General features: G+C 26.8%; 22 protein-coding genes and 1 other RNA gene. 8 read left to right on the top strand and 15 right to left on the bottom strand.

Annotation, left to right across the window (positions count from 1 at the left end; all coding sequences use genetic code 4):
* Positions 1-286 (bottom strand): hypothetical protein (locus ACWXVS_RS00935; RefSeq protein ID WP_455994596.1); only part of this gene is annotated, 286 nt, incomplete at its 3' end.
* Positions 287-859: 573 nt separating this feature from the next.
* Between ACWXVS_RS00935 and ACWXVS_RS00930 the strand changes: the two genes are divergently transcribed.
* The 4 genes from ACWXVS_RS00930 to rplA all read left to right on the top strand — a co-directional run bounded on the left by ACWXVS_RS00930 (position 860) and on the right by rplA (position 7,274).
* A complete protein-coding gene (locus ACWXVS_RS00930) occupies positions 860-3,829 on the top strand; it encodes a DEAD/DEAH box helicase (protein WP_455994594.1) in 2,970 nt (989 codons plus the stop codon).
* A 772-nt stretch (positions 3,830-4,601) separates the two neighbouring features.
* Positions 4,602-5,843, top strand: coding sequence for a hypothetical protein (locus tag ACWXVS_RS00925; protein WP_455994592.1), 1,242 nt, complete (start codon positions 4,602-4,604; stop codon positions 5,841-5,843).
* A gap of 295 nt (positions 5,844-6,138) precedes the next feature.
* Complete coding sequence (gene rplK / locus ACWXVS_RS00920) at positions 6,139-6,582, top strand: 50S ribosomal protein L11 (protein WP_438340820.1); 444 nt, start codon at positions 6,139-6,141, stop codon at positions 6,580-6,582.
* On the top strand, positions 6,582-7,274 hold the full coding sequence (rplA, locus tag ACWXVS_RS00915; RefSeq protein WP_438340819.1) for a 50S ribosomal protein L1: 693 nt from the start codon (positions 6,582-6,584) through the stop codon (positions 7,272-7,274). The genes rplK and rplA overlap by 1 nt, the downstream gene beginning before the upstream one ends.
* A 110-nt stretch (positions 7,275-7,384) precedes the next feature.
* Here rplA and eno read toward each other — a convergent pair whose 3' ends face one another.
* Positions 7,385-8,761: a phosphopyruvate hydratase gene (gene eno / locus ACWXVS_RS00910; protein ID WP_438340818.1), complete on the bottom strand. Its 1,377-nt coding sequence runs from the start codon at positions 8,759-8,761 to the stop codon at positions 7,385-7,387.
* A 150-nt stretch (positions 8,762-8,911) separates the two neighbouring features.
* On the opposite strand from eno, the gene ACWXVS_RS00905 reads away from it, so the two are divergent.
* Positions 8,912-9,613, top strand: a complete 702-nt coding sequence (locus ACWXVS_RS00905) for a hypothetical protein (RefSeq protein ID WP_438340817.1) — start codon at positions 8,912-8,914, stop codon at positions 9,611-9,613.
* A 48-nt stretch (positions 9,614-9,661) separates the two neighbouring features.
* On the top strand, positions 9,662-11,095 hold the full coding sequence (gene tig, locus ACWXVS_RS00900) for a trigger factor (RefSeq protein WP_444705116.1): 1,434 nt from the start codon (positions 9,662-9,664) through the stop codon (positions 11,093-11,095).
* 413 nt (positions 11,096-11,508) lie between these two features.
* Here tig and hpt read toward each other — a convergent pair whose 3' ends face one another.
* The 13 genes from hpt to ruvA form a co-directional block, all read right to left on the bottom strand.
* Positions 11,509-12,063 (bottom strand): hypoxanthine phosphoribosyltransferase, encoded by a 555-nt coding sequence (hpt, locus tag ACWXVS_RS00895; RefSeq protein ID WP_438340815.1) that lies wholly within the window; start codon positions 12,061-12,063, stop codon positions 11,509-11,511.
* Positions 12,033-12,704 carry a deoxynucleoside kinase gene (locus ACWXVS_RS00890; protein ID WP_438340814.1) on the bottom strand — a complete coding sequence of 224 codons (672 nt, stop codon included), beginning with the start codon at positions 12,702-12,704 and terminating at the stop codon, positions 12,033-12,035. Before ACWXVS_RS00890 ends, hpt begins: the two co-directional genes overlap by 31 nt.
* 158 nt (positions 12,705-12,862) lie before the next feature.
* Positions 12,863-13,735, bottom strand: coding sequence for a tetrahydrofolate dehydrogenase/cyclohydrolase catalytic domain-containing protein (locus ACWXVS_RS00885; protein ID WP_455966271.1), 873 nt, complete (start codon positions 13,733-13,735; stop codon positions 12,863-12,865).
* 2 nt (positions 13,736-13,737) lie between these two features.
* The gene (locus ACWXVS_RS00880; protein WP_438340812.1) at positions 13,738-13,914 is read right to left on the bottom strand and encodes a DUF2188 domain-containing protein; all 177 of its coding nucleotides are present in this window, start codon (positions 13,912-13,914) and stop codon (positions 13,738-13,740) included.
* Positions 13,915-14,536: 622 nt separating this feature from the next.
* Positions 14,537-14,928, bottom strand: a transfer-messenger RNA (tmRNA) gene (ssrA, locus tag ACWXVS_RS00875).
* Position 14,929: 1 nt separating this feature from the next.
* A complete protein-coding gene (smpB, locus tag ACWXVS_RS00870; RefSeq protein ID WP_455966273.1) occupies positions 14,930-15,361 on the bottom strand; it encodes an SsrA-binding protein SmpB in 432 nt (143 codons plus the stop codon).
* 31 nt (positions 15,362-15,392) lie between these two features.
* Entirely contained in the window at positions 15,393-17,537 is a 2,145-nt protein-coding gene (locus tag ACWXVS_RS00865; protein ID WP_455994590.1) for a ribonuclease R family protein, read from the bottom strand.
* 12 nt (positions 17,538-17,549) lie between these two features.
* Entirely contained in the window at positions 17,550-17,792 is a 243-nt protein-coding gene (gene secG, locus ACWXVS_RS00860) for a preprotein translocase subunit SecG (RefSeq protein WP_438340809.1), read from the bottom strand.
* Between the two features lie 14 nt (positions 17,793-17,806).
* Positions 17,807-19,480 (bottom strand): aspartate--tRNA ligase, encoded by a 1,674-nt coding sequence (gene aspS / locus ACWXVS_RS00855; RefSeq protein ID WP_438340808.1) that lies wholly within the window; start codon positions 19,478-19,480, stop codon positions 17,807-17,809.
* Between the two features lies 1 nt (position 19,481).
* On the bottom strand, positions 19,482-20,741 hold the full coding sequence (hisS, locus tag ACWXVS_RS00850; RefSeq protein WP_455994588.1) for a histidine--tRNA ligase: 1,260 nt from the start codon (positions 20,739-20,741) through the stop codon (positions 19,482-19,484).
* A 15-nt stretch (positions 20,742-20,756) separates the two neighbouring features.
* Positions 20,757-23,399, bottom strand: a complete 2,643-nt coding sequence (gene secDF / locus ACWXVS_RS00845) for a protein translocase subunit SecDF (protein ID WP_455994586.1) — start codon at positions 23,397-23,399, stop codon at positions 20,757-20,759.
* 92 nt (positions 23,400-23,491) lie between these two features.
* Positions 23,492-24,439, bottom strand: coding sequence for a Holliday junction branch migration DNA helicase RuvB (ruvB, locus tag ACWXVS_RS00840; RefSeq protein WP_455994584.1), 948 nt, complete (start codon positions 24,437-24,439; stop codon positions 23,492-23,494).
* Entirely contained in the window at positions 24,423-25,034 is a 612-nt protein-coding gene (gene ruvA / locus ACWXVS_RS00835; RefSeq protein ID WP_455994582.1) for a Holliday junction branch migration protein RuvA, read from the bottom strand. The genes ruvB and ruvA overlap by 17 nt, the downstream gene beginning before the upstream one ends.
* Positions 25,035-25,145: 111 nt before the next feature.
* Here ruvA and ACWXVS_RS00830 point away from each other — a divergent pair, with 111 nt between their 5' ends.
* Together ACWXVS_RS00830 and ACWXVS_RS00825 are read left to right on the top strand one after the other, a co-directional pair.
* Positions 25,146-25,694: an inorganic diphosphatase gene (locus ACWXVS_RS00830; protein ID WP_438340803.1), complete on the top strand. Its 549-nt coding sequence runs from the start codon at positions 25,146-25,148 to the stop codon at positions 25,692-25,694.
* A gap of 140 nt (positions 25,695-25,834) precedes the next feature.
* Positions 25,835-26,215, top strand: a complete 381-nt coding sequence (locus ACWXVS_RS00825; protein WP_438340802.1) for a hypothetical protein — start codon at positions 25,835-25,837, stop codon at positions 26,213-26,215.
* The last annotated feature ends 26 nt before the right edge of the window (positions 26,216-26,241 follow it).

Here is a 26,241-nt window from a genome sequence, read left to right as displayed (position 1 = left end):
CGCCGATGATTAATGTGTTATCTTTGCTTTTGTTTTCATCTAAAACAAAGCTAAGTTTTTCATCTTTTTCTAATAGCGCAACTGTTTGTCAATCACTTTCAGGCGCCACATCAAATCTAAAACCCGTTTTAATTCTTTGTGCAACAAATTGGAAAACATATTGTAGTTGTTTTTCGTCTTCTGGAAATTTTTCTAAAATTTTTATTGCCAGTCTTTTTTGGTCTGTGTTCAACTCTTTTGAAGAAATATCATCAATTTTCTGAATGTAATTTTTTAATAAACTCATTTAATATCCCCTTATAGCTTATGATATTTAATTAATTTTACTAAATAAGAGAAATCAAAATAGATTAAAAGACAGTTTTTATTGAACAATTTAATCAATAGTTCTTTTTTATACAATCTTGTTTTCATAAATTAATAATATTTCTCTTATTAGATCTAATTTATTATAAAAATACATGGAACGGAAGTTAAATAATGTTTTCTTATATATATTTTTTATTTATATTTATATTTGCAAAATCTATATAAAGATTTTAAAATTTCAATATGAAATGTTTTTATGCAAAAACGCACTTTTTCTTATATCATGATTTAATTTAAATTAAGACATTATTCTACAGGTATCTTATTTAATAAATTATAAGAGCTATAAATATCAATACATCAAAAAATCAAAATAAATTGACATCTAATAAATACTGCTTCATAACTACTTCTTTAAATAAAACATTTTATCAACTATAATGTATTTAATAATATTAAATTATTTAAATAATGAGAAATATTATGATTAGATGAGTCATATTTACAATATTAAAATTAAACCTGTATATGATTACATTGTGGAGATATAATGAACCCTAAAAGCATTAAAGAAAATATTCTTGAGCATTGAATAATGATTGAAAAACTTAGCGAAGGTAATTGAAATAAAAAAGATTATTGCGAGATTAAACTAGATAAACAAAACGATAATTATTATGACTATTTTAATACGATTTTAAAACAAGAAACTAAGCAAAAAAAGGAAAAATATTTAGTTTTTATTTTTAACACATTTAATTCAAAAGAACTAATTGATCTTCTAAACAAAAAACATAATACTAAAATTAATGATGATGAATTAGAATCAATAGGAAATAATAAATTCAGTTTTGCTATACGTTTTAATAATAATCTTGAAATAGAAAAACAATCCACTTTCTATACTTGAAGTGCATATATTAGAGAGACCAAGAGTGATTTAGAATTTAATTCTATGTCTAAATTTAAAGAAAAAGAACATGAACTTTCAGATGATATTGAAAATATATTTAAAAAGAAAGAAACCGAAGATTTAAAAGCATTTTTTAATAAAGCATTTCAAAAATTAATACAAAATTACAATATTGATGTTAATCTTTCCAGATATAAAATAGTAAATGATGATGAAGATGATACTTTATTGCATTCATTTTTTATTGATGACTTAGTAGAAGCTAAAGGAATATCAACACAAAATCTAGACAAATATTTATCATCATCAAAAGAAGAAAATAGCAATGAATTAATAAAAATAAATTTAGATAATAAACAAGCTGATGGTATTAAACAAATCAAAGAAATTTTAGATCCCAAGAATTATCCATGTTCAAGATTTCCAAGCAATGTAGAATATGCGCTTTCATTAATGCAACAAATTGCAGTAAATCTATCGACAAGTAAAAACTATGAAAATATTAAAATGAAAAGTGTAAATGGACCTCCAGGAACAGGAAAAACAACCCTACTAAAGGATATATTTGCTGAGCTAATTACTCAACAATCTCTCGAAATATGCAAGCTAGATTCAAAGATAATTAAGGATGTTTTTTATAAAGAAATTAAAATTTTGCCTACACAAATTGCAAATAAGAGCATTTTAATAGCAAGTTCAAATAATGGGGCTGTGCAAAATATAGTAAACGAATTGCCTCTATTGGAAAATGTTGACAAAGATCTAGCAAATGAGATAAAGAATGCTGATTATTTTTACAAAACTGCTAATGCAATAACTGAAGAAAAAGATAATAATGAAGGTATTTCCAATAAGCATAAAATCTCAAAAGAAAAATGAGGTCTTTTTTCATTGGAAGGCGGCAAAAAGAAGAATATTATAGAAATAATAAAAGCTGTCGAAAATATCATAAAAGAAATATACCAGCAAGAAAATAACAATTCAAATGTATATCAAGATTTTTTAAATTTATATAATGACATTAAAAAAGCACAAAATGATATACAAATGCACATAAACCTTTTAGCTAAAATAGAATTAGAAATACAAGCTTTAATTGACGATTTCATGAAGGATAAACCTAGCGATAAATTTGAAAATAGAAATCTTAATATAGAATCAATTAAAAACGCAATTAATGAAAGCCAAAAAGAGATAATAAATTTAATAAATAATAACCATAATGAATTAAAAAATATAAACAAATCTATCGAAAATTTAAAACTGCAAAAACCAAGCTGAATAAGTAAATTATTTAAAACAAAGAAATACAAAGAATTTAATGAAAAATTAAACTCCTATTTAAACCAACGCATTAAAATATGCAACTCACTATTATCTCTCAAATCTAAAAAGAATAACATAGGCAAAAAAATCGATAGTATCAACAGAATGCTAGATCAAAAAAATAAAATCGAAGATTTTTTTATTAATAAGAAAATTAATAAATTTAATGCAATTAATGACAACAATGTATTTCAAAAAAGTAACCCATGATTTAACAAGAATTTTAGAATCAAACAATCAAAATTGTTTATTTTGGCGCTAAAAGTCAGAAGACAATTTTTATATGAAAACAGGGAGGCTTTAAAAAGCGCTGTCAAAATATGAAATAATAAAATCAAAGGAAAAACTATTGATAAATGCGAGTGTTTAGTGGAAGCATGAAATTGAATTAATATGGCTGTACCCGCAATTAGTTCAACCTTTGCAAGCATAAGGACAATGTATAAGAATTTTCCAAAAGAATCAATGGGATTTTTGTTTATAGATGAGGCGGGCCAAGCGGTTCCACAAGCGGCGGTAGGTGCAATTTTTAGAACGAAGAATATTATTGCTGTTGGTGATCCATCGCAAATTGAACCAGTTTCAGTATTAGACCAAAATACTTTAAAATGAATAAAAGAAAAATATAAATTGCCTTATGGTCTTAATAGCTCGGTGCAAGAAATTGTTGATAATCATAGCAAATATGGATTTTATAAGAGAAACGGAGATTGGATTGGCATACCTCTTTGAGTACATAGAAGATGTCTAAGTCCAATGTTTGATATTTCAAACGAAATTTCCTATGAAGGAAATATGGTCCAAGGAAAAGAAAACGGTAAACAAAAAAGCTACAATGGATTTTGACTTCATGTTAAGGGAAAGGCCATAAACAAACATTATGTAAAAGAACAATGTCAAGTTTTAAAAAAATATTTATTTAAAATAAAAAACCGTGATGCAAATTTAAAAGATGTCTTTATTATTTCTCCTTTTAAAGCAATAGTAAATGAACTTAAGAGAAATCTCAATGATTTAATTAATAAAAGTAATATAGGAACAGTACATACTTTCCAAGGAAAAGAAGCTAAAATTGTTTTTTTAGTGCTAGGTTGCGATAAAGATAGTATAAATTCTGCTCAATGAGCTGTTGGCAGCAATAATCCAAATATTATGAACGTAGCAGTAACACGTGCAAAAGAGGAGTTTTATATAATTGGTGACAAGGAAGTATATGAATCACTCAATAGTGATGTAATTAAAACTTGCTTAAAACACCTAGAAATTGTAAATGAGCAATAAAAAATTATATGAATATTGAGTTTATTTATATATGTTTTAAATGCCGAATCAAGTTATTTAAGAACCGATATTTTTCCTAGGTTTTAATATAAGGATATTGTAAAAAAGAATCTAGTTATTTTTAATTTTCATAAAGAGCCCAAAAGGAATAATTTACAAATATACAAAAGATAGTCAAACACCTCTAATAAAAGCCCAACTAATCAATTTAGTTTTAGCAATGTTGAAGCACTAATTAAAAAATCTAAATTAAATGTAATAGAAACAACAAAGGAAAAGCTAAAAATTTTTACAAAAAATAATAACCAAAAAGTAGAAAACACTTTAACAGACTCGATGGAAAATAAAAACGATTTGTATACAAGCAAGTGTATGGTGATGAATCAATTGATAATTTGCTTAAAAACATAGTATTTGAAATTCGTATGATGATTTAAAAAAATGCAATTAAAAAATTAAATAAAAAATCATAAATCTATTTTAATTTAAGGTGGATTTATGATTTTTTAATCTTAAAATTGGGAAAATAAAAATGAATTAAATAATTTTGATTTATATTAGAGACATTTTTGCAATAAATATATTTTTATTAGATCAAGGTCGTAAATTAGAATAATACTAAGTAGTAAAAAGTACCTTTATAAATGCCTTGGCTTTGTCTAAAATTTTGGTAATAATTAGAGTATCAATCATGAAATTTTGCCAAAACAAAAAAAAAAAAAAAAATACTATAAAATATGCTTTATAAACTCAATTAAACATAAGGAGAAAAATGAAAAAAAGCAAATTACTTTTTCTAGGATTTTTACCTGTTTTGGCAACACCAGTTATAGCTCTATCATGTGCAAATCCTGCTAAACCGGAAAAACCAGATAAACCAGAAAAACCAGCTGAACCAATGAAACCAAAAAACCCAGAAACAAAAACCCCTCAACAAAAAACACCTGATAAAGAAAGTGATACTGATCAATCAATGCAAGGCGATTCAGAGAATGATAAGCCAATTAAACCAGAAATGGAAACACCTGAATCAATTCAATTTAACAAAGACAAACAAGCAGTAATGCTTTTCGCTGAAAAAATTTCTAAGGTTGATATTTCAAAAGATAACTTTATTGGTGAACTTAAAAAAGAAGGGGCTGAGGCATTTAAAAAACTTGGCAAAAGTGATTATTATTTCAAAAATGTTTTAACAAAAGCATTTTCATTATTAATTAATCTTGACGATATCATTAAAAAAGATAAAAATCCAAATGTAATTATTCAATTATTAGGTGAAATTGAAAACATTTTTACAAAAAGCTTATTCAAAGGGCAAATTGATCCTCAACTTAAAAAAGAACTTAACAAGAATGTTAATTTAGGTGTTGAATTGAATAAACTTAATGTTAATTCAGATAAAAAATCAATAGAAGAATTTCAAAAATTACTTGAAGATGAAAAAAAATTAAATGAACTTCTGAAAAAATTTGATATTAAAGAATTTAATTACAAAGATGAAAAACTTAATGATGCGCTTGAAAAAACTAAACTTTTACAGATAGATAGTATTCCACCACAAGCAAAAATTCAATTATTAGGAGAAATTAGTAAGCTATTAACAAAGACAGCAAGTGATTTACTTTTCCCTAAGGGTGAAAATTTAAAATTCGAAGAAAAAACACAACAAGAAAAACAAATTGAAAACGTTAAAACTATTGTTTCTATGGTTAAAAATCTAAATATAGAAGCAAATGAATCTAGTTTTTCAAACCTTAAGAAAATGCTTACAGAATACAAAGAAAATTACAAGAAAGATAATGATAAACTTTCTAAATATGGTCTTGGGGGAAACTCATATAATGAAAAATCAATTGACGAAGCAATAAAAACAACTGATGAGCTAATTGAACTTTCAAAAATGAATAATTCAAAAGATGGTAATAATAAAAAGGATCCAAATCTAAAAATTCAGTTGTTGGATCATTTAGTTAGATTATTAATGCCAAGTAGTGCTGACTTTTTACAAAACTAAAGCCTTAGTAATTTTGTAAAGGTTATTATAAAGGTATCCAAATGTGGATACTTTTTTTATAAATTTAGTTAGAAAAGCATAAAAATTTCTAAAAAATTACTAATATAGAATTCTTATTGTGCTTCTATTATGTCGATATTATTTATTTTGATTAAATTTTAAGATAAATATAATGAGTTTATTTTTATAAAATAAGTTATTTGCTATAATTTCTAGGTGCAATGTAAAATTGCCTAAAATGTGGAAGAATTTATTAATTCGTTTGAACCACAATTATCGAAAGGATTTTTTAAAAATGGCAAAGGAAATAGTAAAAAAAGCTAAATTACAATTTTTAGCTGGACAAGCCAAACCAGGCCCTGCACTAGCAGGTGTTGGTATTAACATGCCTGAATTTACTAAGGCTTTTAACGACCAAACAAGAGACAGAGGTTCGGAACCGGTTCCTGTATTAATTACAGTTTATAAGGATAAATCATTTATTTTTAAATTATTTACTTCACCAACATCATATAAATTGATTCAAGCTTCAAAAATTAAAAAAGGTAGTGGAGTTCCAAACAAAGAAAAAGTTGGTTCAATTACTTTGGAACAATTAAAAGAAATAGCGGAATATAAAATGCCAGATATGAATGCAATAACTCTAGAAGGCGCTATGCATCAGGTTGCTGGAACTGCTAAAAATATGGGTATTACAGTTGAAGGTTATGAAGAATGACTAAAAGGAAGTGCTAACTAATGGCTAAGAGAGTTACAAAGAACGCTAAAGTTTTAAAAACATTAGTTAACAAAAAAGATATTTACCCTTTAGCAGATGCAATTGAATTAGCTAAGAAAGCTTCATTTGCAAAATTTGACGAATCATTAGATATTGCTATTAAATTAAATTTAGACACAAGAAAATCAGACCAACAACTACGCGGAGCTGTAGTGCTACCAAATGGTACTGGTAAAAGCATTAAAGTTTTAGTGGCTACTGATGAAGTTTCGGCGCAAAAAGCAGCATTAGAGGCTGGGGCAGACTTCGTTTATTCATCTTCAGAACTACCAGAAATTTTAAATCAAGATAAATATGAATTTGATGTGATTGTTGCCGATCCAAAAATGATGCTTGTTTTAGGAAAATATGGTAAAAAGCTTGGTCCAAAAGGTTTAATGCCAAACCCAAAGACAGGAACAGTTACAACAAATCCAGTTAAAGCTGTTGAAGAATTGAAAAAAGGTAAAGCAAATTACCGTGCCGATAAGGGTGGAATTATCCATGCCTCGGTTGGTAAAAAATCAATGCCTACTGAATTGTTGGCTCAAAATGCTGAAACCATAATTCAAACAGTTAAGAGATTAAAACCACAAACTGTTAAGGGAACATATGTTTTAAACATTGTAGTTTCTACTTCAATGGGTGCTGCTGTTAAAGTGAAAATCGATTAATTTGTTTTAAAAAAACTTAGCTTTTTGGCTAAGTTTTTTTAAAACAAAAATAATAAAATTATACCAAACCCATAACAATTGGGGATTAGGTCTAATTTTATTTTGATATATTATTTTAAATTATAAAATGTTTCTCTTCCTTTAAACTTAGCTCTATTACCTAGCTCATCTTCGATTTTTATTAATCTGTTATACTTAGCGATTCTATCAGTTCTTGACATTGAACCAGTTTTTATTTCTCCGGTGCTAAATGCTACTGATAAATCAGCGATAAATGTATCTTCTGTTTCGCCAGAACGGTGTGAGATCACAGGAACTAAATTAGCTTCTTGAGACATCTTGATTGCTTTGATTGTCTCTGTTAATGAACCAATTTGGTTAATCTTAATTAATGAAGCATTAATTGCTTTTTTAGTAATAGCTTCCTTTATATATTGAGGATTTGTTACAATTAAGTCGTCCCCTACTAACTGAACCTTTTCACCATACTTCTCATTCATTGCAATAAAACCGTCCCAATCATCTTCATGGTGTGAATCTTCAATTGAAATGATAGGGTATTTATTAATCAATTTACCAAAGTAATTCACAAGTTCTTTAGTTGTAAATTCGTATTTATTTTTAGCATATTTTTCAAAACCAGCTCTTTTATCTAATAATGCCTTCTTAAATTTCTTAAATACATACTTCTTCGTCTCTGAATCATATAGTTCCGAACATGCAGCATCCAAGCAAATTGCAATCGAATTTACGCCTTCTGTTGCAGGATTAAAACCAGCATCCTTAATTGCTTTAACAAGAAAATCAAGTGCTTCTTCATGGGTATGTAAATTAGGTGCAAAACCACCTTCATCACCCACTTGTGTTCCGTGTCCTGCCTTCTTAAGTAATTTAGCTAATGTATGAAATACTTTATTTGCCATTTGCAGAGAGTGTTTAAATGATTTAGCCCCTACTGGCATAATCATGAATTCTTGAAAATCAATGGTATTTGAAGCGTGTTCACCACCGTTAATAACATTTAACATCGGCACCGGCAAAGTAAATGAACTTGCACTAATTTGTTTTAAAGAAGCCAGATATTCATATAATGGCTTTTTAGCTTCGATTGCAGCTGCTTTTGCGCATGCTAGAGATACAGCTAAAATTGCATTGGCACCAAATTTTGATTTTGTTGGAGTACCATCAGCATCAATCATAATATTATCAATCAACTCTTGATTTTTGACATCATGCCCAATTAATAAACTAGCTATTTCATTATTTATATGATCGCAAGCACTTTGAACACCCTTTCCACCAAATCAATTATCTTCATATTTTGTTCCTTTATCACGTAGTTCTAAAGCTTCCTTTGATCCAGTTGATGCGCCCGATGGCACTAGAGCTTCAGCGAAAGCTTTTTTAGTGGTTATCTCAACCTTAACTGTTGGATTCCCTCTACTATCTAAAACTTCATATGCATATATTTTCTTAATTTTAGACATTCCTATTCTCCTTAAAAATTCTTTAAAAATAAAATTAATTTTCGTCATCTAATAACGTTAATTTTTTTATATATAAATTATAGAATTATTTATTAATTTAGAAGCAACATTATTTATTTTAATAATGTTAATAGTGTAAAATTTTATATTATGGATTTAATAGAAAAAGAATTTAATGATTTCATTGATAAAATAACAGAAATAAGATATGACGACCCGCTCAAAGCAATTTATCTCTTAGATAATTCGAGAAATAAATTTGTTATTGATGCAATGCAAAAAGAAATTGATGCTTTCAGAAATACTATATTATTTCAGATTAAAAAAAACAATTTAAAAACAAAAACCAATTTAGATACTTTATCACTAATTAATTCATTAAAAAACAAAAAAATGGATTATATTTTTATGCTTAACTATAATGAATTAAAAAACCGAGATATAAATGAATATCTATCTGAATTTCAATTCTTTTTTAATGGAGATGGTTTTGACAACGGAGGATTTCAAACGCTAATATATGATTTATTGCAAACAAAGAATGTTGATTACAATTACAAAGTTAATAATATAATAATTAATCCTAAAATAGATGGTTCATTTTTAAAAAATGAGGCAATTGCTAAACTGGAAAAAGAAATATTAACAATTTACAGCAATGATGTAGCAAAAAGCAAAATCGCCAGACAAGTATTCAGTGCATATTTATTCAAAAATTGAATTAATATTTTAAAAAATAAAACTATTAGCGAATATGAAGAAATAATCAACGTTACTAAGGTTTTATTTGGCGAAAGTGATGAAAATTCACTATCAGATAATGAAAAATCATTATATTCATTATTTAAATAAATAATGTTATAATAATAACAATATTTTTTATTCAAGGAGAACAAAAAAATGTCAAGAAAATTCAATGAGGAAAATACCGAATTAATTATCGATTATACCATTAATGGCGAGGAGTGAACCAAGGCCTATGAAAAAGCTCAAAAATCATTAGCTAATGATGTTACAATTCCTGGATTTCGAAAAGGTAAAGCCCCTTTAAAAGAAGCTCTAAAAAGAGTTGATCCATTTAAAATTTTTAATAAAGTAATTCATGATAAATTTGATGATGTTTATAAAAATCATATAATTACCCAAATTAAAGACGAAGATAAAATTATTAATGATTATCACCCTAGTTTTGATGTTAGTGATTATTCTGACCAAGGTGCCACATATGTATTTAGATTCCCTCTATTTCCTAATGTAAATTTAGGTGAATATAAGAAACTTAATACTAAGTTAAACATTGCAAACATTGATAAAAAGATGATTGAAGGTACCAAAGAAACAATTCTAAAAAATTACGCTGTTTCCATTGAATCTAATGAACCAATAAAAATGGGTGATAGTGTAAATTTTGATTTTACTGGTTACATTAATGGGGAAAAATTTGAAGGCGGAGAAGCTGAAAAATTTGACATAGTAATAGGATCAAATCAATTCATTCCTGGCTTCGAAGAACAAATGGTCAATCTAAATCGTGGTGAATCAAAAGATATAAATCTTAAATTCCCTGAAACATATCATGCAAAAGAATTGGCTGGAAAAGATGTAGTCTTTAAAGTAAAAATTAATTCAGTTAAAACAAATAATTACCCAGAGGTAAATGATCAATTCTTAAAAGAAGCAAAAATAAATCCATTAGTAAACACTATCGAACAATTTAATGAATATGTTGAATTTGAAGCAACAAAAGCAGTTTTACAAGTAGCTTCGCAAACCTACACAGATGAAGCAATCAACGAAATCATCAAAAACTCTTCAATAACAATTTCTAACATAATTATTAATGAAGAAGCTGAAAAATATTATAAAAGTTTTATTCAACAGCTAAAACAAAAGGGGATTAGCGAAAGAGATTATTTTGAATTCACAAAAACCAATAAAGAGGATGTTCTAAAAACATATCAAGATGAAGCCTTTAAAAATCTTTTTAAATCATTTGTTTTAGGAAAAATTGTAGATGAGGAAAATCTACAAATCACTGATGAAGAATATGAAAATAAGGTTAATGAAATAGCTAAATCATATAATTTAAAACCAGAACAAATAAAAACCTTCGTTTCAAAGAAATCATTGGAACAAAATGAACTACCACATAAAATTTTTACTCTACTAGTTCAATTTAGCGATTCTGAAAATTATGAAAAATATAGAAAATTAGAAGAAAATATAAAACAATATGAAAAGAATGTTGAACAAGCTATTGTTAAAATGGTACAATCAAAACCTAAGGACAATGATAAAGAATCGACAACTAAGGCTGACAAGGCTGAAAAATAGATAAACGCAAAAATAAAAATGCAAGATTAAATTCTTGCATTTTATAATTTCTTTTAATTATTCAGCAATGAGTGTATGCTTTGTGTATCAAGCAACAACCCTTTGTGGCAAGATAAAGAAAGTATAAAAACCAAATGTTACAATACTTAATAGTCATCATTTAATAAATGAATCAAATAATTTGTCCACCTCTTCCATCAGATTTCAATCTTCTAGCGCTTATAATGGTGTGGTTTGCAATAAATTTTTGTCTTGCACAATAAACTCATGGTATAGCAATTCCTAATGTAAAAACAAGTGATAAAATAATTCCTCAACGGAATAAAACTGTAAAAAATCAATGTTTTAATGCTGAAACCTCATATATTGAAGAAGACTCATTTTTGTTTGTTTTTTCCTTTATTTAATTACAATTAAATAATGCTTTTTTTAATTGTGCCTATATAAGGCAGCTGTCTCATTTTTTCTTCTCAATCAAAACCAAAACCCACAACAAAGTCTTCTTTTTGAATAATAAAACCATAATTATCAGGCTCAAATTCCACAATTCTACCACTAGGTTTATTTAATAAAGTAAGGACCTTAAGACTCTTAGGATTTCTAGATTTCAAAATTGACACAACCTTAGTCATAGTTTTTGCTGTATCGACAATATCTTCAACTATTAACACATCACGACCCTCGATATTATTAACAAGATCAAGAATTATCTTAACATTTCCTGATGGTTTGTCTTTCCCATCATATGAACTAGTTATCATAAAATCCGTAATAAAATCTATGTTAATTGTTTTTATCAATTGAGCATAAAACGGTAAGCATCCTTTTAATAAACCGACAAGAATTAAGTTATTTGAATTTTTATATGTTTCATTAACTCAATTGCTTAGTTCAATTATTTTTGATTCCAATTGTTCTTGGTTGAAAAGAACTTTTTCTATTCGTGGATCAATTGTCTTAACTGCCATTGTTTTTCCTCTTCATCAATAATTTTTACTACTTGCTTATATACCTCATCCTCAGATAAATTGTTTGTATCGATAATTTTGTAATTAAGTTGAAAATCATCAGCAAGTTCTCTAAAAATTTTATAATAATTTTCATGCAAGTTCTTGAAATAATCGTAATTAAGATCTCAATTATCTATTTCAATAGCTCTCCCTCGCTCAAAAATTCTTTTCTTAAAAGTATCAAAACTAATATCAAGAAATATTACTAAGTCCGGTAATTCGCTTTTTGTAATTAACTTAGAAAATAAGGCTTTGAAGCCATCAAAATATTTAGGTTCCTTTTTGCTAAGAATTAACTTAGCAAAAATATAATGTTCAATAGAAAATCTATCCAAAAACAAATGCCGATCTATATCGGGTTTATCTTGCAATTTATTATAAATTTCCATAAATTTTGCTGAATGGTTTTCAATAATAAAACTTTGAAAACTAATAGTTAAATTTTGTTTCTTCTCATATAATCACTTTAAAAAAGTATTGAATACCTCATCATTTTCTTCAAATTCATTCAGTAGTAAAGAATTTTTATAATGATTAGCTAATTTGGAAGAAAGCGAACTTTTTCCCGCAGCAATCATTCCACTTATTCCTATTATCATAAAGACCCCCTAAATAAGAAAACTAAAAATATTTAAATTATTTTACTAAATGTTGTAATCAAAAAATAGTAAAAAAATAAAAAATAGCAATTTGTGTAATATGCTATTTTTTTATAAAAAAACAGTTAATAATTATATTAAAAAACATATAAAGTTAATTATAAATCTATCAATATTTTTGATAAAAAATTTAAATCGTTTTGTATATCATATGCCTTAACCAAATTAAGCATTAAAGCAATGATAGTCATGGGTCCAACACCGCCAGGTACTGGAGTTAAATATGATATTTTGTTATTTATCTTAGAAATATCAATATCACCGACAATTAAACCATTTATTCGATGTATTCCTACATCAATAAGGACAACATTATCCTTTAATTTTATTCCGTCCAGGCAGCCACGGCAGCCAGTTGCTACAACAACTAAATCATTCAATAATAAATCGTCCTTCGGAGTATTAATATCATATCTTCTTACATGAGACCCATTTTGCTCAAAATAATCAGCAAGCGGCTTTCCAACTATCTTGCTTTGACCGACAACGGCAATATTCATATTATTAAAATTAATTTGATATTTTTTTAATAATATAACAACACCAAGAGCTGTAGCAGGGAGAAATGAATTAAAATTAGTTAGAAAATTTGCTTCTTGATTCCATTGTGTCAAACCATCAATGTCCTTAGTTATATTAATGCAATTAAGTAACTCTTGTAGATTTTTGACTTTATCCGTTTGCAAAGGAAGCTGAACTAAAAAACCGGTTGTTTCTTTGTTCAGAATATCAATATTATGCTTTATTTCTTCTTCTGATACGTTTCTATTTAATTTTATTAATTTTGTTTTAAACCCAAGGAAATGAGCAATATTTAATTTATGCTTTATATATATATTAGATTCCTCAAGATCACCAACCTGTAATATACCTAAAATTGGCATTTTATCTTCTGCCATGTTTTCAAATTGCTTTTTTATTTTAGTTTGTATTTCTTCCTTAGTTTTTTTACCATCTAAAATATTGTACATTTTTATACTTTTCTAAATGCACCAGTCTTACTTTGCACATTAATTGACGTTGTATCCTTCAATGATTTTGCATAATCCATAGCTTCTTTTTGCGTTTTAAAAACTCTCAAAGCTCTTTGTCCTTTCGGATTTTTTACTGCCCATCCATCAGGATGATTTACGACTAATCTCACTGCCATTATTTTTCCCCTTTTATTTTAAAATTTACAATAAAAATACTTTATATATTATAAAATCATACATTATTTTTTAATTAAAAATAAGCTATTTTATTTAAAAAAAATAAAAAAACTTTTTTGTTATTAATATATTTTTTTATCAAAAAACCGGATTAAATTATTTTCTAAACTTTCCATCAAAAAAAGCAATAAAATAGGTTTTTACGATAATTGTAAAATTTAACTTAATAATTCAGCAAGATTACAATTGTTATTTTGAAATAAAGCCACCACAAATTAATAATTTCATAAATTTATTTATTTGCTAAATACCTTAATATTTTAAAATTTGCTATTTCCCAAAATTTTAAAAGGCCATTTCTTTCGATATCTTTTGAGTTTTTTTGTAAATTGAAAAAATAAATTTTAAGGAGTTTTTTTAATAATGGTGACTCTTTAACTTTCTACATCTATCATTTTACTTGACGTTGGTATATCGGTGATTCCTCTTATTTAGTTATTAATATTGCTATTTGTCTAATAAAAATTTTTACTATAATTTTTATCTAATTATTTTTATAATTGATTCTTAACATAAACAAAAAAACATGATGCCAAGGCATCATGCTAGTGTATTTACATTTGGTGGAGATGCGGGGAATTGAACCCCGGTCCATACATTGTAATATTTCAATATCTACAGTTTATTCTATTTTTATGCTAAACCAGTTTTAATTAAAATAGAAAAAAATTAAAAGGGTGTCAGTTTATTTGAGTCATTCAGCCCTTAACTGAAACAGTACTGAATCAAGCCCAAGACAACAAAATTCTTAAATGCGGGCCACATTATAAGATTTTGACCAGATTTTAATTAAGCAAATACTGGATTTAATTGACGATTCATAACGTTTGTCATGAAGTAGTCTTTTTCTTTTTTGTTTTCTAAGTTTGCATTTAAAAAGCCTAGAAGTATTATGGTTTACAAGACCACTGCAATTGAAATACGTAAATATTTGTCGAAGCCATTACATCCCCGTTAATATATTTTTCTAAGGTTTCTTTTTAGCTCTTCTTGTTTAATTTTTTCACGTTTATCGTATTTTTTTAATCTTTTAGCCAAAGCAATTTCAACTTTTATATAATTGTTCACTCAATAAATCGAAAGGGGAACCATTATTAAGCCTAATCTATCAATTAAATTACTTATTCTCAAAATTTCTTTTTTATGCATCAATAATTTTCTTGATCTATCCAATTCGCCCTTAACTAGCATATATTGAGAAATATACAAATTATTAATCCAAACCTCATTTTTGTTGCTAATAGAGCAAAAGGCATTATCTATTTTTGCATTTTGTGCCCTCAAACTTTTTACCTCTCAACCAAGTAATGAAATTCCTGCCTCATAAGTACTATGAATCTCATAATCAAATTTAGCAAATTTATTTTTTATAATTAACTTTGGCATAAATAATATTATAAGATCAAAAAAAGAAATATTAACACAAAGACGCATTAATATTTCCCTTTTCTCTTTCAATCCCAATAATTTTTATTTTATAATTATGGCCAACCTTGAATAAAAGGCGGTCGCCTTTAGCTTCATAATTGGAAATTTTTATAACATTATCATCCAAATCTTCAAATCTTATTAAAACACTTGTTTGATATTCGTTAATATTAAAAAATACTCCAAATTTTTCAATAGAAACGGCCGTAGAAACAAATGTCTTATTGATTAGTGATTCAAAATATTCGGCTTTTCTAATATCAACAATGTCTCTTTCAACAGTCATTGCTGTTCTTTCACTTTCAGAATTCATAAGCGCAATTTGCTCAATTTTACTAGATTCCTCCGCAAATTGTTCATCGCTAATTTTTTTACGAGCAAACAAATATTTCTTAATTAAACGATGCAATAATAGATCAGGATATCTTCTTATTGGTGAGGTAAAATGTGAATAATATTTAGAAGCAAGACCAAAATGACCGATATTTTTAGATGAATATACTGCTTTTTGCATTGTTCTAAGAAAAGCATTTTTTATATAATCATCCAATCCTTTTTCTTTTAGTTTATTTACCATTTTTGAAAAACTTAATGGGTTTCCATCAAAAGGTACCAATATATTATTTAAATGTGCAAATTTAATAAGTTCTTGAAGCTCAAAAAGCTTATCATCAGATGGTTTATCATGAACACGATATATTGAAGGAATATGGTTTTCAAACATCATTTCCGCTATTGTTTCATTTACTCTAACCATAAAATCTTCAATCATATTTTCACTTTCGCCGTCCTCTCTTATTTTGATGTCTACTACCTTATTATTTTCTATAATTAACTTTGGTTCCTTAATTTCAAAATTAACATAACCTTCTTTGATCTTATATTGTCGAATAATTTTTGATATTCTTTGCGAATCATCCATTAATTTTTTTAATTCTAGTGATACATTTATCTTTTTATTAAAATAATCATTCACTTCATTATAAGTTAGGCGATAATTAGAATTAATTACACTTTCATAAATATCTTTTTTAACATTATTACCTTCTTTATCTATTTCTAACTCAAGTGTAATAGTACATCTATCGACATTAGGGTTTAATGAACAAATTCCATTAGATAATTCATAAGGTAACATAGGTATAACCTCACCTGGCAAATAAATTGATGTACCCCGAAGCAATGCCTCACTATCAATTTTGCTTCCTTCTTTTACATAATAAGAAACATCCGCAATATGAATATAAAGTTTTGTATTACCATTAGGTAACACAAAACATGATATCGCATCATCAAAATCCTTTGTATCTAGACCATCAATAGTAACAGTTAATAAACTGCGTAAATCTTTTCGTTGTTTAATTTCATGATCACTAACAGATGTAGGCATATTGGAAGCTTCTAGAAGAACACTATCATTGAATTTCTGGCTAACTTCATTTTCTGCGAGAATTTTAGCAAATGGAAATTCAAAAGAATTAATATTTGTAATAATTCTATTAAACTTAATAGCAATATTTTTTTCATTTGGTTCTAAAACAAAAACCTCAACAACATCATCTCTATTTATATTTTTAGGTATATTCATTAAATTAAAAATCTCAAACTTTCCTTTATCTCGATCATTTGATGCTTCGAAATAAATCTTCCCATTATGCGATCTTAAGAAATTTCCTATCAAAATATTTTTTTTATGTTTTAATAGTTTTGTAATTTTTGCCTTATATAACAATTCATTTTGATCGTTATAATAATAGAAAATTTTGGCCTCTATTAAATCGCCATCAAGTAGATTTCTTGTTTCAAATGGAAATAAAATTGCAGATTTTTTCTTCGATTCATCATTAGCGTCAATAAAATCAATAAAACCTAATCTTTTATTAGTTATTGCAACAATATCTTCGACCATTGTAAGATAAAAAATAGGAATATAGGAACCATCCCTCTTGTATTCGATTTTTTCGTTTTCTTCCAATTTTTTAAGTATTAATGATAAATCAGTATTTAATGATGGATGTATGTTTAATTTCTTTACAATTTCCAAAAAACTTAAACCTTGTGGATGAGATTGAATGAATTTTAATATCTCAACTGAGTCTAATTTTTTAACATTTTTAAAAAATTTATTGTTCATTATATGTAAGTTTTAACCTTGCTGTCAAACAACGCGCAAAATAATTGCAAATATAAACATTAAAATGCCTAAGGAAATCATCGACCATTTAAGAACTTTTTTAATTCCGCGTTCTTTTGAAATTTTAAATAGGTCAAGATCATTGCTACCAACAAGTGCACCGCTAAAACTATTAGAATCTGGGGCCATCATAAACGATATTCCTATAATACCTAAGGATATTATTAAAAGAATCACAACTAATGCTCATACCATAATATTATTTTCTCCTAACTTTTAATTTCTATCCCATACTCAGCAAGTTGATCTTTTGTTAATTCTGATGGCGCTGAAGTAAGCAAATCTACACCTTTTGCGTTTTTTGGAAAAGCAATAACATCCCTTATGGATAATGATTTAGTTAAAATCATTAAAACTCTTTCAATACCAAATGCAATGCCACAATGCGGTGGTAGGCCGTATTCAAATGATTTTAAGAAGAAGCCAAATCTTGATTGTTGTTCTTTTCTTGATATTTTTAAAATATCAAAAATCATTTTTTGAATATTGAGATCATGAATTCTAATCGATCCAGAACCTAGCTCAAAACCGTTTAAAACTAAATCATATGATTTAGCTCTAACCTTATTAAACTCATCATTTTTTAGATAATGAACAGTAGATTCATCAAATTGAGTAAACGGATGATGTGCAGGAGCATAAGAATTAGTTTCCTTATCAAATTCAAACATTGGCCAATTAACTATTCACAAAAAGTTTAATTTATTAGGATCTGCTAACTTATATAGCTCATTCAATAGTGTTCTTATTGCACCCAAGGCTTTTAAAACATTTTCTTCATCGTTACCGGCCGATATTAAAGCGATCGGGTTTGATAAATGAGTTGACTCTTTTTTTGTTGCAAGGTGTTTGCTAACTTCACATGATGGACAAGTTAAATCTAACGTTTCAAAAAACTCACCACCATTCTTATAAAAAATTTCATTAATTATATCAATATGCTCATTAACATCCCGGTCAAATATTATGCCCTTTACATATTTCATTCCGAATTTATCACTCAATTCCTCTGAATAATCTTGAATTAAATATGGATATCTTGTGTCGGGTTTATCGTTTCCATAATGTTTCATTGAGTATTCGAAATCCATTCGTGGAAATTTTGTTTCAATATTATAGCCTAATTTTCCCAGAACTTCTGCTCACATTTCCTCACATAATGCAAAGATTTCTTCCTCCGAGCCAAAAGACATTTCAATATCTAATTGAGTAAATTCTGGTTGTCTATCCTTTCTTAAATCCTCGTCTCTAAAAACTCTTGCTAGTTGAAAATATTTTTCAACACCTCCAGCCATCAATAATTGTTTAAATAATTGAGGTGATTGAGGTAGAGCAAAAAACCTTCCTTTTTTTCTTGTTGGCACCAGGTAATCTCTTGCGCCTTCTGGAGTTGATTTAGCTAAAATAGGTGTTTCAACCTCAATAAAACCTTTCTTATCGAAAAAATTTCTAATATAAAGCGATAATTTATGTCTAATTTTAAGATTGTTCAATACTTTTTTATTTCGAATATCCAAAAATCTATATTCTAGACGTAAATCCTCATTTGCAGAATTATTCTTATCATCTTCAATATCAAAAGGGATTTGTTTAGATGAATTAAGAATTTGATATTCATTAACTAAAACTTCAATTTCACCTGTTTTTAAGTTTGCATTAGCATCAAGGCGCTTCTTAACGATACCATTAACCTTAATGCAACTTTCTTTGGTTAAAAGTGGGTCAGAAATATTAACAAACACCAATTGAATGATACCGCTAGAATCTCTCAGATCAACAAACATTTGATTCTTAAATTTTCTCTTAGTTGCCACTCAACCAAACAGTTCCACACTATTACCTATATTATTTATATCTAAATCTGCACAATATATTTTTTTCATTTTATATTACATCCTTTATTATCTCTTGAAATTGTTTGATGTCATGGTATTTATGAATAATTTCAATATCTTTAATTTTTATTTTTATTTCTTGATGTTTTGAATTTAATTCCTTAAATATGAGCATTCTAGGTTTTAATTGATAATTTAATTTAAAAAGTTGTTTAACTGAGCATTTTTCATTAATGAATTCGATGTTGTACTCTTTTCTTAAATCATAAGCGATTTTTAATATTTCATCTTTTTCGTGATCATTTATATAACCTATAAGAATATCTAAATCTTCTTTTATCTCTTCGTATTTGTCAATGTTATAAGCAATTATGTTAGATATTCTATCAACGCCGAAAGCGAACCCGATCGATCCGATCAAAGGGCCTCCGAAAGATTCAACCATTCCATCATATCTGCCACCAGCAAGAATTGTTGATTTCGAACCAAGAGCCTTCGAATCTGAAACAAATTCAAAGACAATATCTGTATAATAGTCCAATCCTCGCACTAAATATGGATTAACCTTATATCTAATATTAAATTTATCTAGCAAAATTAACAATTCATTAAATTCCTGCTTTTCATTATAACTTAAGAAATCAAGTAATTTAGGAGCATTCATTACAAATTCTTTTTTATTTTCCTCTTTATCATCAAGAATTCTAAGGGGATTTTTTTCTAATCTAATTTTTGAAATTTCACTTAGTTGATCTCTATATTTTAAAAAGTAATCCTTTAAGTATGCAATATATTTATTTCTGCTTTCAATGCTACCAAGATTATTAATTTCTAAAATAGAATCATTTATTTTTAAATCATTTAAGAAATCATTAGCAAATTTAATTGCCTCAAAGTTAGAGAAAACTGATTTTTTTTCGATTAATTCAATTCCACCTTGAATAAATTGTCTATATCTACCCTTCTGTGGTCGCTCATATCTAAACATAGGACCAAAGTAAAATAATTTTGCCTTTGTAAAATTATTTATCTTATTTTCGATATATGCTCTAATAACTGATGCTGTGCCTTCAGGCCTTAAGCTAATAGTTCTATTGCCGTTATCACGAAAAACATACATTTCTTTTGTTACAATGTCACTAGTTTCACCAGCTGCTCTTATAAAAAGATTATAGTCTTCAATAATTGGTGTTTCAATAAATTGGAAATTATATTTTTTGCTTATTCCCTCAAAAGTCTTACGAATAAAATTTAGTATTTTAGCCTCTTTATTATAAATATCCTGTGTGCCTTTTAATCTTTTGAACATATATTCCTCACTAAATTACATCGAAAAATCATTAATACCAATAAAGGTTTGCTCTTGGATTTTTTCTGTTTTTCAAAAATCATTTTCAATTCTTTTGTGTTTATTTTTATATCTTAAATTAATTAAATGTTCTAATAGTCTTGGAATAATAAACATGTTTAAATATCAAGTAAATAACAATGCTAATTGAAGTGAAAATATTGCATTAAACGATACACTCACAAGCAAGAATGGAGCTGATGATAATAATACAAATCCCAAAATAACATTAAATGTTTGAATAGTAAAGGTATCACTTATTAATATTTTGATAATATTATGAACCTGGGTTGGATTATAAATAAAGTTCTTGGTATTAGTATCTTTTAAAATTTCATCTTTTATGATTGATGAATTGATTACCGAATCAACAATATTGATAAACGAAACAAATAATAAACCGTCAAACACAAAATTATCAATTTTAGTTCTAAAGATAATGAATATCCCTAACACTAAACCAATCAAAAGAATTTGTTTTACTATAAAAATAACTGCTGATTGCATTGAATATCTAACTGTGATATATATGAATATGCAAATATTGGTTAATAGCATTAATAGAGAGATTCAGGCAGTTGAATACCCGATGCTGTTATTTCCTAAAGCATTAGAGCTAGTTACTAAAGTAACATCTGCATAATTCTTTGAATTAAATAACTTTAGCAATTCGTTGTTTATTAAATTGCTCATATCCATATTAGAATAAATTAATAGCGAATTTAATCCGTTTTCACTTGCTTTTACTTTCTCGATTAAAACACCTTCATTATGAGAAATAATAAAATTTTGCAATTCATTTAATATAGTAGTTTGTCCACTAATATCAACGCCATTTTTGAAATTTAAACCAACACTATAAATAAACTTAAATTTTAAATTAGAATCGACATTAAAACCTAATAATGCTGACTTTTGTATTCCAGAAAAGGAACCAAATATTAATATTGACACCATAAGAATAGCGATAATAGGAATAATAAGTAGTCTTACTTTAAAGAAATTATTAATCTTTAAAGTAAATTTATGTATTTTTTTATTTGCAATTAAAAGCAAATACTTCTTATTATCAAACGATTCGGTTTGAATTATAAGTCTAAACAATATGGTATTTAAACCAATAACAATAAAAGAAATTAACAAAGCGCCAATACCCATTAACGCACCAATAGTTGAAGAATGATTAATATTTAAATAGAAAGCCAAAATGGCCCCAATGCCTATAACAGCTACTACATCAAGTCCAGATATCAATGACCTTTTTGTCGCCTTATTTATAGCTTTGTTAGTATTCGAACCTTCCTTAATTTCCTTTGCAAAGATGTGCAATTTTCTAATTAATAAACTAAATGCAATAAATAGTAACATAATTACTGTTAGTCCAATTGTTGAATTTATAACTACACCAAAAGCAGTTATAATTGATAAAAATACAAATATCAAGAATGCCAACGTAACACTAGCAGTTACACCAAGTAGTCTGTACTTTATTAATAAAAATAGTGACATAACGGCTCACATAACAACTATAGCAATGATATATGAATCAAATTGTCTATATGATTTAGTAATAAAATAAGAAGTTTGTTTTTCTAATTTAAATGGTGTATATGAGAAATTAATTAAAGAAGTTAATTGTTTATTTGAATAACCATTAGAAATGTTATTAATTAAGTAAAATATTGAATCACGTTTTTTTGATGAAATCAACGAGATAGGAGATATTGCAGAAATTAAATATCTTTGGGCATTAATTGAATATTTTAAGCTTGGTTTTAATGTCTTTAATACTTTTCCGTCCTTATCGCGTGTAACATCATCACCTGCTTTATTATTGGCATATGCATAATTAACAGGATTATTTTTTGCTCTGTCTCAATTTTCTCTATCATTTTGAATGGCATTTTGAATGAATTCATCCAAATTTAACCAAAAGTATACTTTTGTGCTAGGGTCATCTTGACCTTGTCCTTGTTGTTGAAAACCTCTTATAAAATAATCATATGCAAGGTGTGTAAATTGATCTCATGCATAACTATTCAATTTAATTTGAATTCTATCTGCATAACCCTCAGGTATTTTATCACTTGCGGGATTTGGATCTAAATCCATGTTAAAATTTTGAGACCCTTCATCAATGAGCTCTTTCAACCCGTGAAATGAGCTTTCATTACCTTGATATCTACCTTTATAAAATAATGGATTACCATTATGATCGGTAATTGTTAAATTAGGTTTTTTAATTAATGAGTCTAAAAGCTGTTTTTGGGATTTATCATCAGTTGCTGACAAATCTTTTACTTCAATAAGATTATTAGACAATAAATTAACATCATAGTTAGAAGTTAATTTATCACCTTTTTCTTGAAGGTACTGCTTTACAATATCTGCAATTTTATTTGGTTGTAATTCGTTTTTAGAACTTGTTTGGTTGCTATTTTTTTGAATTTTTAAAACTGTTTTAGTTCCGATAATTTCATTATTAGTACGATTAAATTTATTCAATGTTGGTGTTAAATAAAAAATAGAACCAAAAATAAATGCTAACAACATCCCAATAAATATAAAAATACTAAAAACTCATTTTATTGCAGGGCTAATTTTATTTTTTTTATTCATAGGTACAATTATATAATAATTGTTATATTTTGAATATATTTTAATAGTTATAAAGTTTTAAATTAAATATAAAAAACATAAAAACTTATTAGTTATTTATTAATTGATTTTAGATATTCAATTCCGTCGCTGGTTATTCTTCGACCCCTAACAGTTTTTTCAACGAACTTTTTTACTAAAAGAATAGGCTCTAAATCATTAATTATTGTTACCTTATCATCTTTTAAAATTGAACTTATAGTATCTAAAGAAGCACTTTTATTTTTAAATACATTTTTTAAAATACTCAAATATTCAACCTGAAAAATATTTAATCCCCCGGGATATATATCTAGATACTCAAATGATTCCTTTACCAAACTTGCTTCTATTTGATTTAAGTTTCGAAATAATGCAAAGTCATAAACTCTTTTTAATAAGTTGTTAGCAATCCTTGGAGTAGATCGACAGTTTCTTGCTATTTCCTCAATTGCATCTGGTGCGATTATAATGTTATTTCTATTGGCTGAATTACTGATTATCTCTTTAATTTCTTCGTTACTATAAGGCAATAATTTTCCGATATATCCAAATCTATCTTTTAGTGGATTTGATACTAAATTAAATTTTGTAGTAGCTCCTATTAATGAGAACTTATTTAAATTTAATCTCATTATTTTCATATCACCTTCAACACCAACAGGCAAATCAATAACATAATCTTCAATGGCAGAGTATAATAATTCCTCAATATTCTTATTTATACCATGAATTTCATCAATAAACAGAATATCATTTTCACGCAACGAAGAAAACAAAGTTAATATATCACTTTTCTTTTGAATCAGGGGCCCTTGCACATAAATGATGTTACTTTGAGTCTCATTAGCAATTATTTGAGCTAAGGTAGTTTTCCCTAATCCTGGTGGCCCGTAAAATAATAAATGGTCAATAGGCCTTTTTTGTTTTAGTGCTGAGTTTATCATCACTTTTAAAGTAGATGTAATCTTATTTTGCCCAATAAAATTATCAAAACTTTTTATTCTAAATTCTTGCTTCATTTTGTTTTTGACTAATTATTTTAATTGCATTTTCAACAGATTCTTCAATATTGCTCGTTAATTCTATATTATCAAGAGCAAGTCTGATCTGATTATTTTTGAATCCTAACATTTTCATTGTTTCTTCAAATTCTTTTAAAACTGTGTTGTTTTTTGAAACTTTATTGAATTTTTGCATTTCTTCATCACTCATCTTTGAAATAAATTTAATATATTTATCCTTTAAGGTCAATAAAATTGCATTAGCAATCTTTGGCGATACATAAGGTACCTTTATTAACTCTTCTTTATTAGAGTTTGCAATATAATTAATAATATTTTCTCAACCTGAATTTAATATTGAAATAGCAGTTTTAGGGCCTAATCCTTGCAATGAAATTAAATCCTCAAAAACTACCATTTCTTTAAAATTGTCAAATCCATATGTCACCCTAGAATATTCATTGTTTATTTCAGATATAAATATTTTTCTCACCTCCCCTGCTTTAAATCTACTCATTTGTGGCGCATAAATAAGTTCACCTCTGCCATTGTGGTCTAAAATAAAATAATTTGTATTTGTGTGTACAATTTTTCCGTATAAATAAATTGTCATTTTTTTCTTCCTCCTGAATTCAAATATAAGTGCGAAATTTTAAAAATCATCGACTTTAAGAAAAAATAGGGAAATTTTTTAGAAAAAATAAAAATTGATAAAATTTTATTTATGAAAAATGTAATAGTAAATATAGAAATTCCTAAAAATTCAAATATTAAATATGAGTATGATCGAAAAACCAAAAAAATAAAAGTTGATAGAATTTTGCGTGAGGGTTTTAGATATCCAGCAAACTATGGTTACCTTTCAGAAGCGCTTGATTGAGATGGCGATGAACTAGATGTCTTAGTTTATTCACCTGAAATTTTTATGCCAGGTGTCTCAGTTGAAGCCAGAATTATTGGAGCAATGAAAATGATTGATTCAGGTGAAACTGATACTAAATTAATCGCCGTTCATGCTGATGATTATCGTCTTGATCACATTAAATCATTAGATGACTTGGATAAAATGTGACTACATTCAGTAGAAATATTCTTTAAAAACTATAAATTCTTCAAAGGCCCAAATATTACCAGCATAACTGGATTTGAAGATGCAAAATGAGCGCAAAATGAATATAATGAATGTGTCGAATTAATGCAAAAATACGGCTCTCTTACTAAAGAGGAATTCATTAAAAAAATGAAAGAATTACACCCAGATAAATATCTATAAAATGTAGTATTGCTAAAAATGCTACATTTTTTTTGAAACTTTAAAATTTTTTTATATTTATAAATATAAAATGTTTTTTCAGTTTCATAGATTCCTATAATTCCTAAAAAAAATATTAAAATAATGGTGAAAGGTAAAAAATGAGACAAAGATTTAAAAATATCCTTATTATAAGACCAATATTATTAAAACTATTAAAGGATTTTGTGGGTTTAAAAAATGAAAATGGCAGTTTTAGATTAGAATTAGACATTACTAGACTTGAACTGGAATTATCCAAAAAAATTGCAAATTTTGAAGAACTTAGATTGCAAAGATTAGAAATTACGAGCGGATCAAAACAATTAGTTATAAAACTAATTAAAAGTCTAAGTCAATTGGACCGTTCAATATTACTAACAATTTTATTCAAAGACGATCTAAGCAACATAACTTGAAAAACCTTCAATATATCAAAATCCACATTCTATCGAAGATTAAAATTTATCGAAAGTTTATTATATTGATGTTTATTCGATTAATAAAATAGTCAAATAAAGCTTATTTG

The sequence above is a fragment of the Mycoplasma sp. 327 genome (genome assembly GCF_053851655.1).
This window is presented reverse-complemented; position numbering and strand designations above follow the sequence as displayed.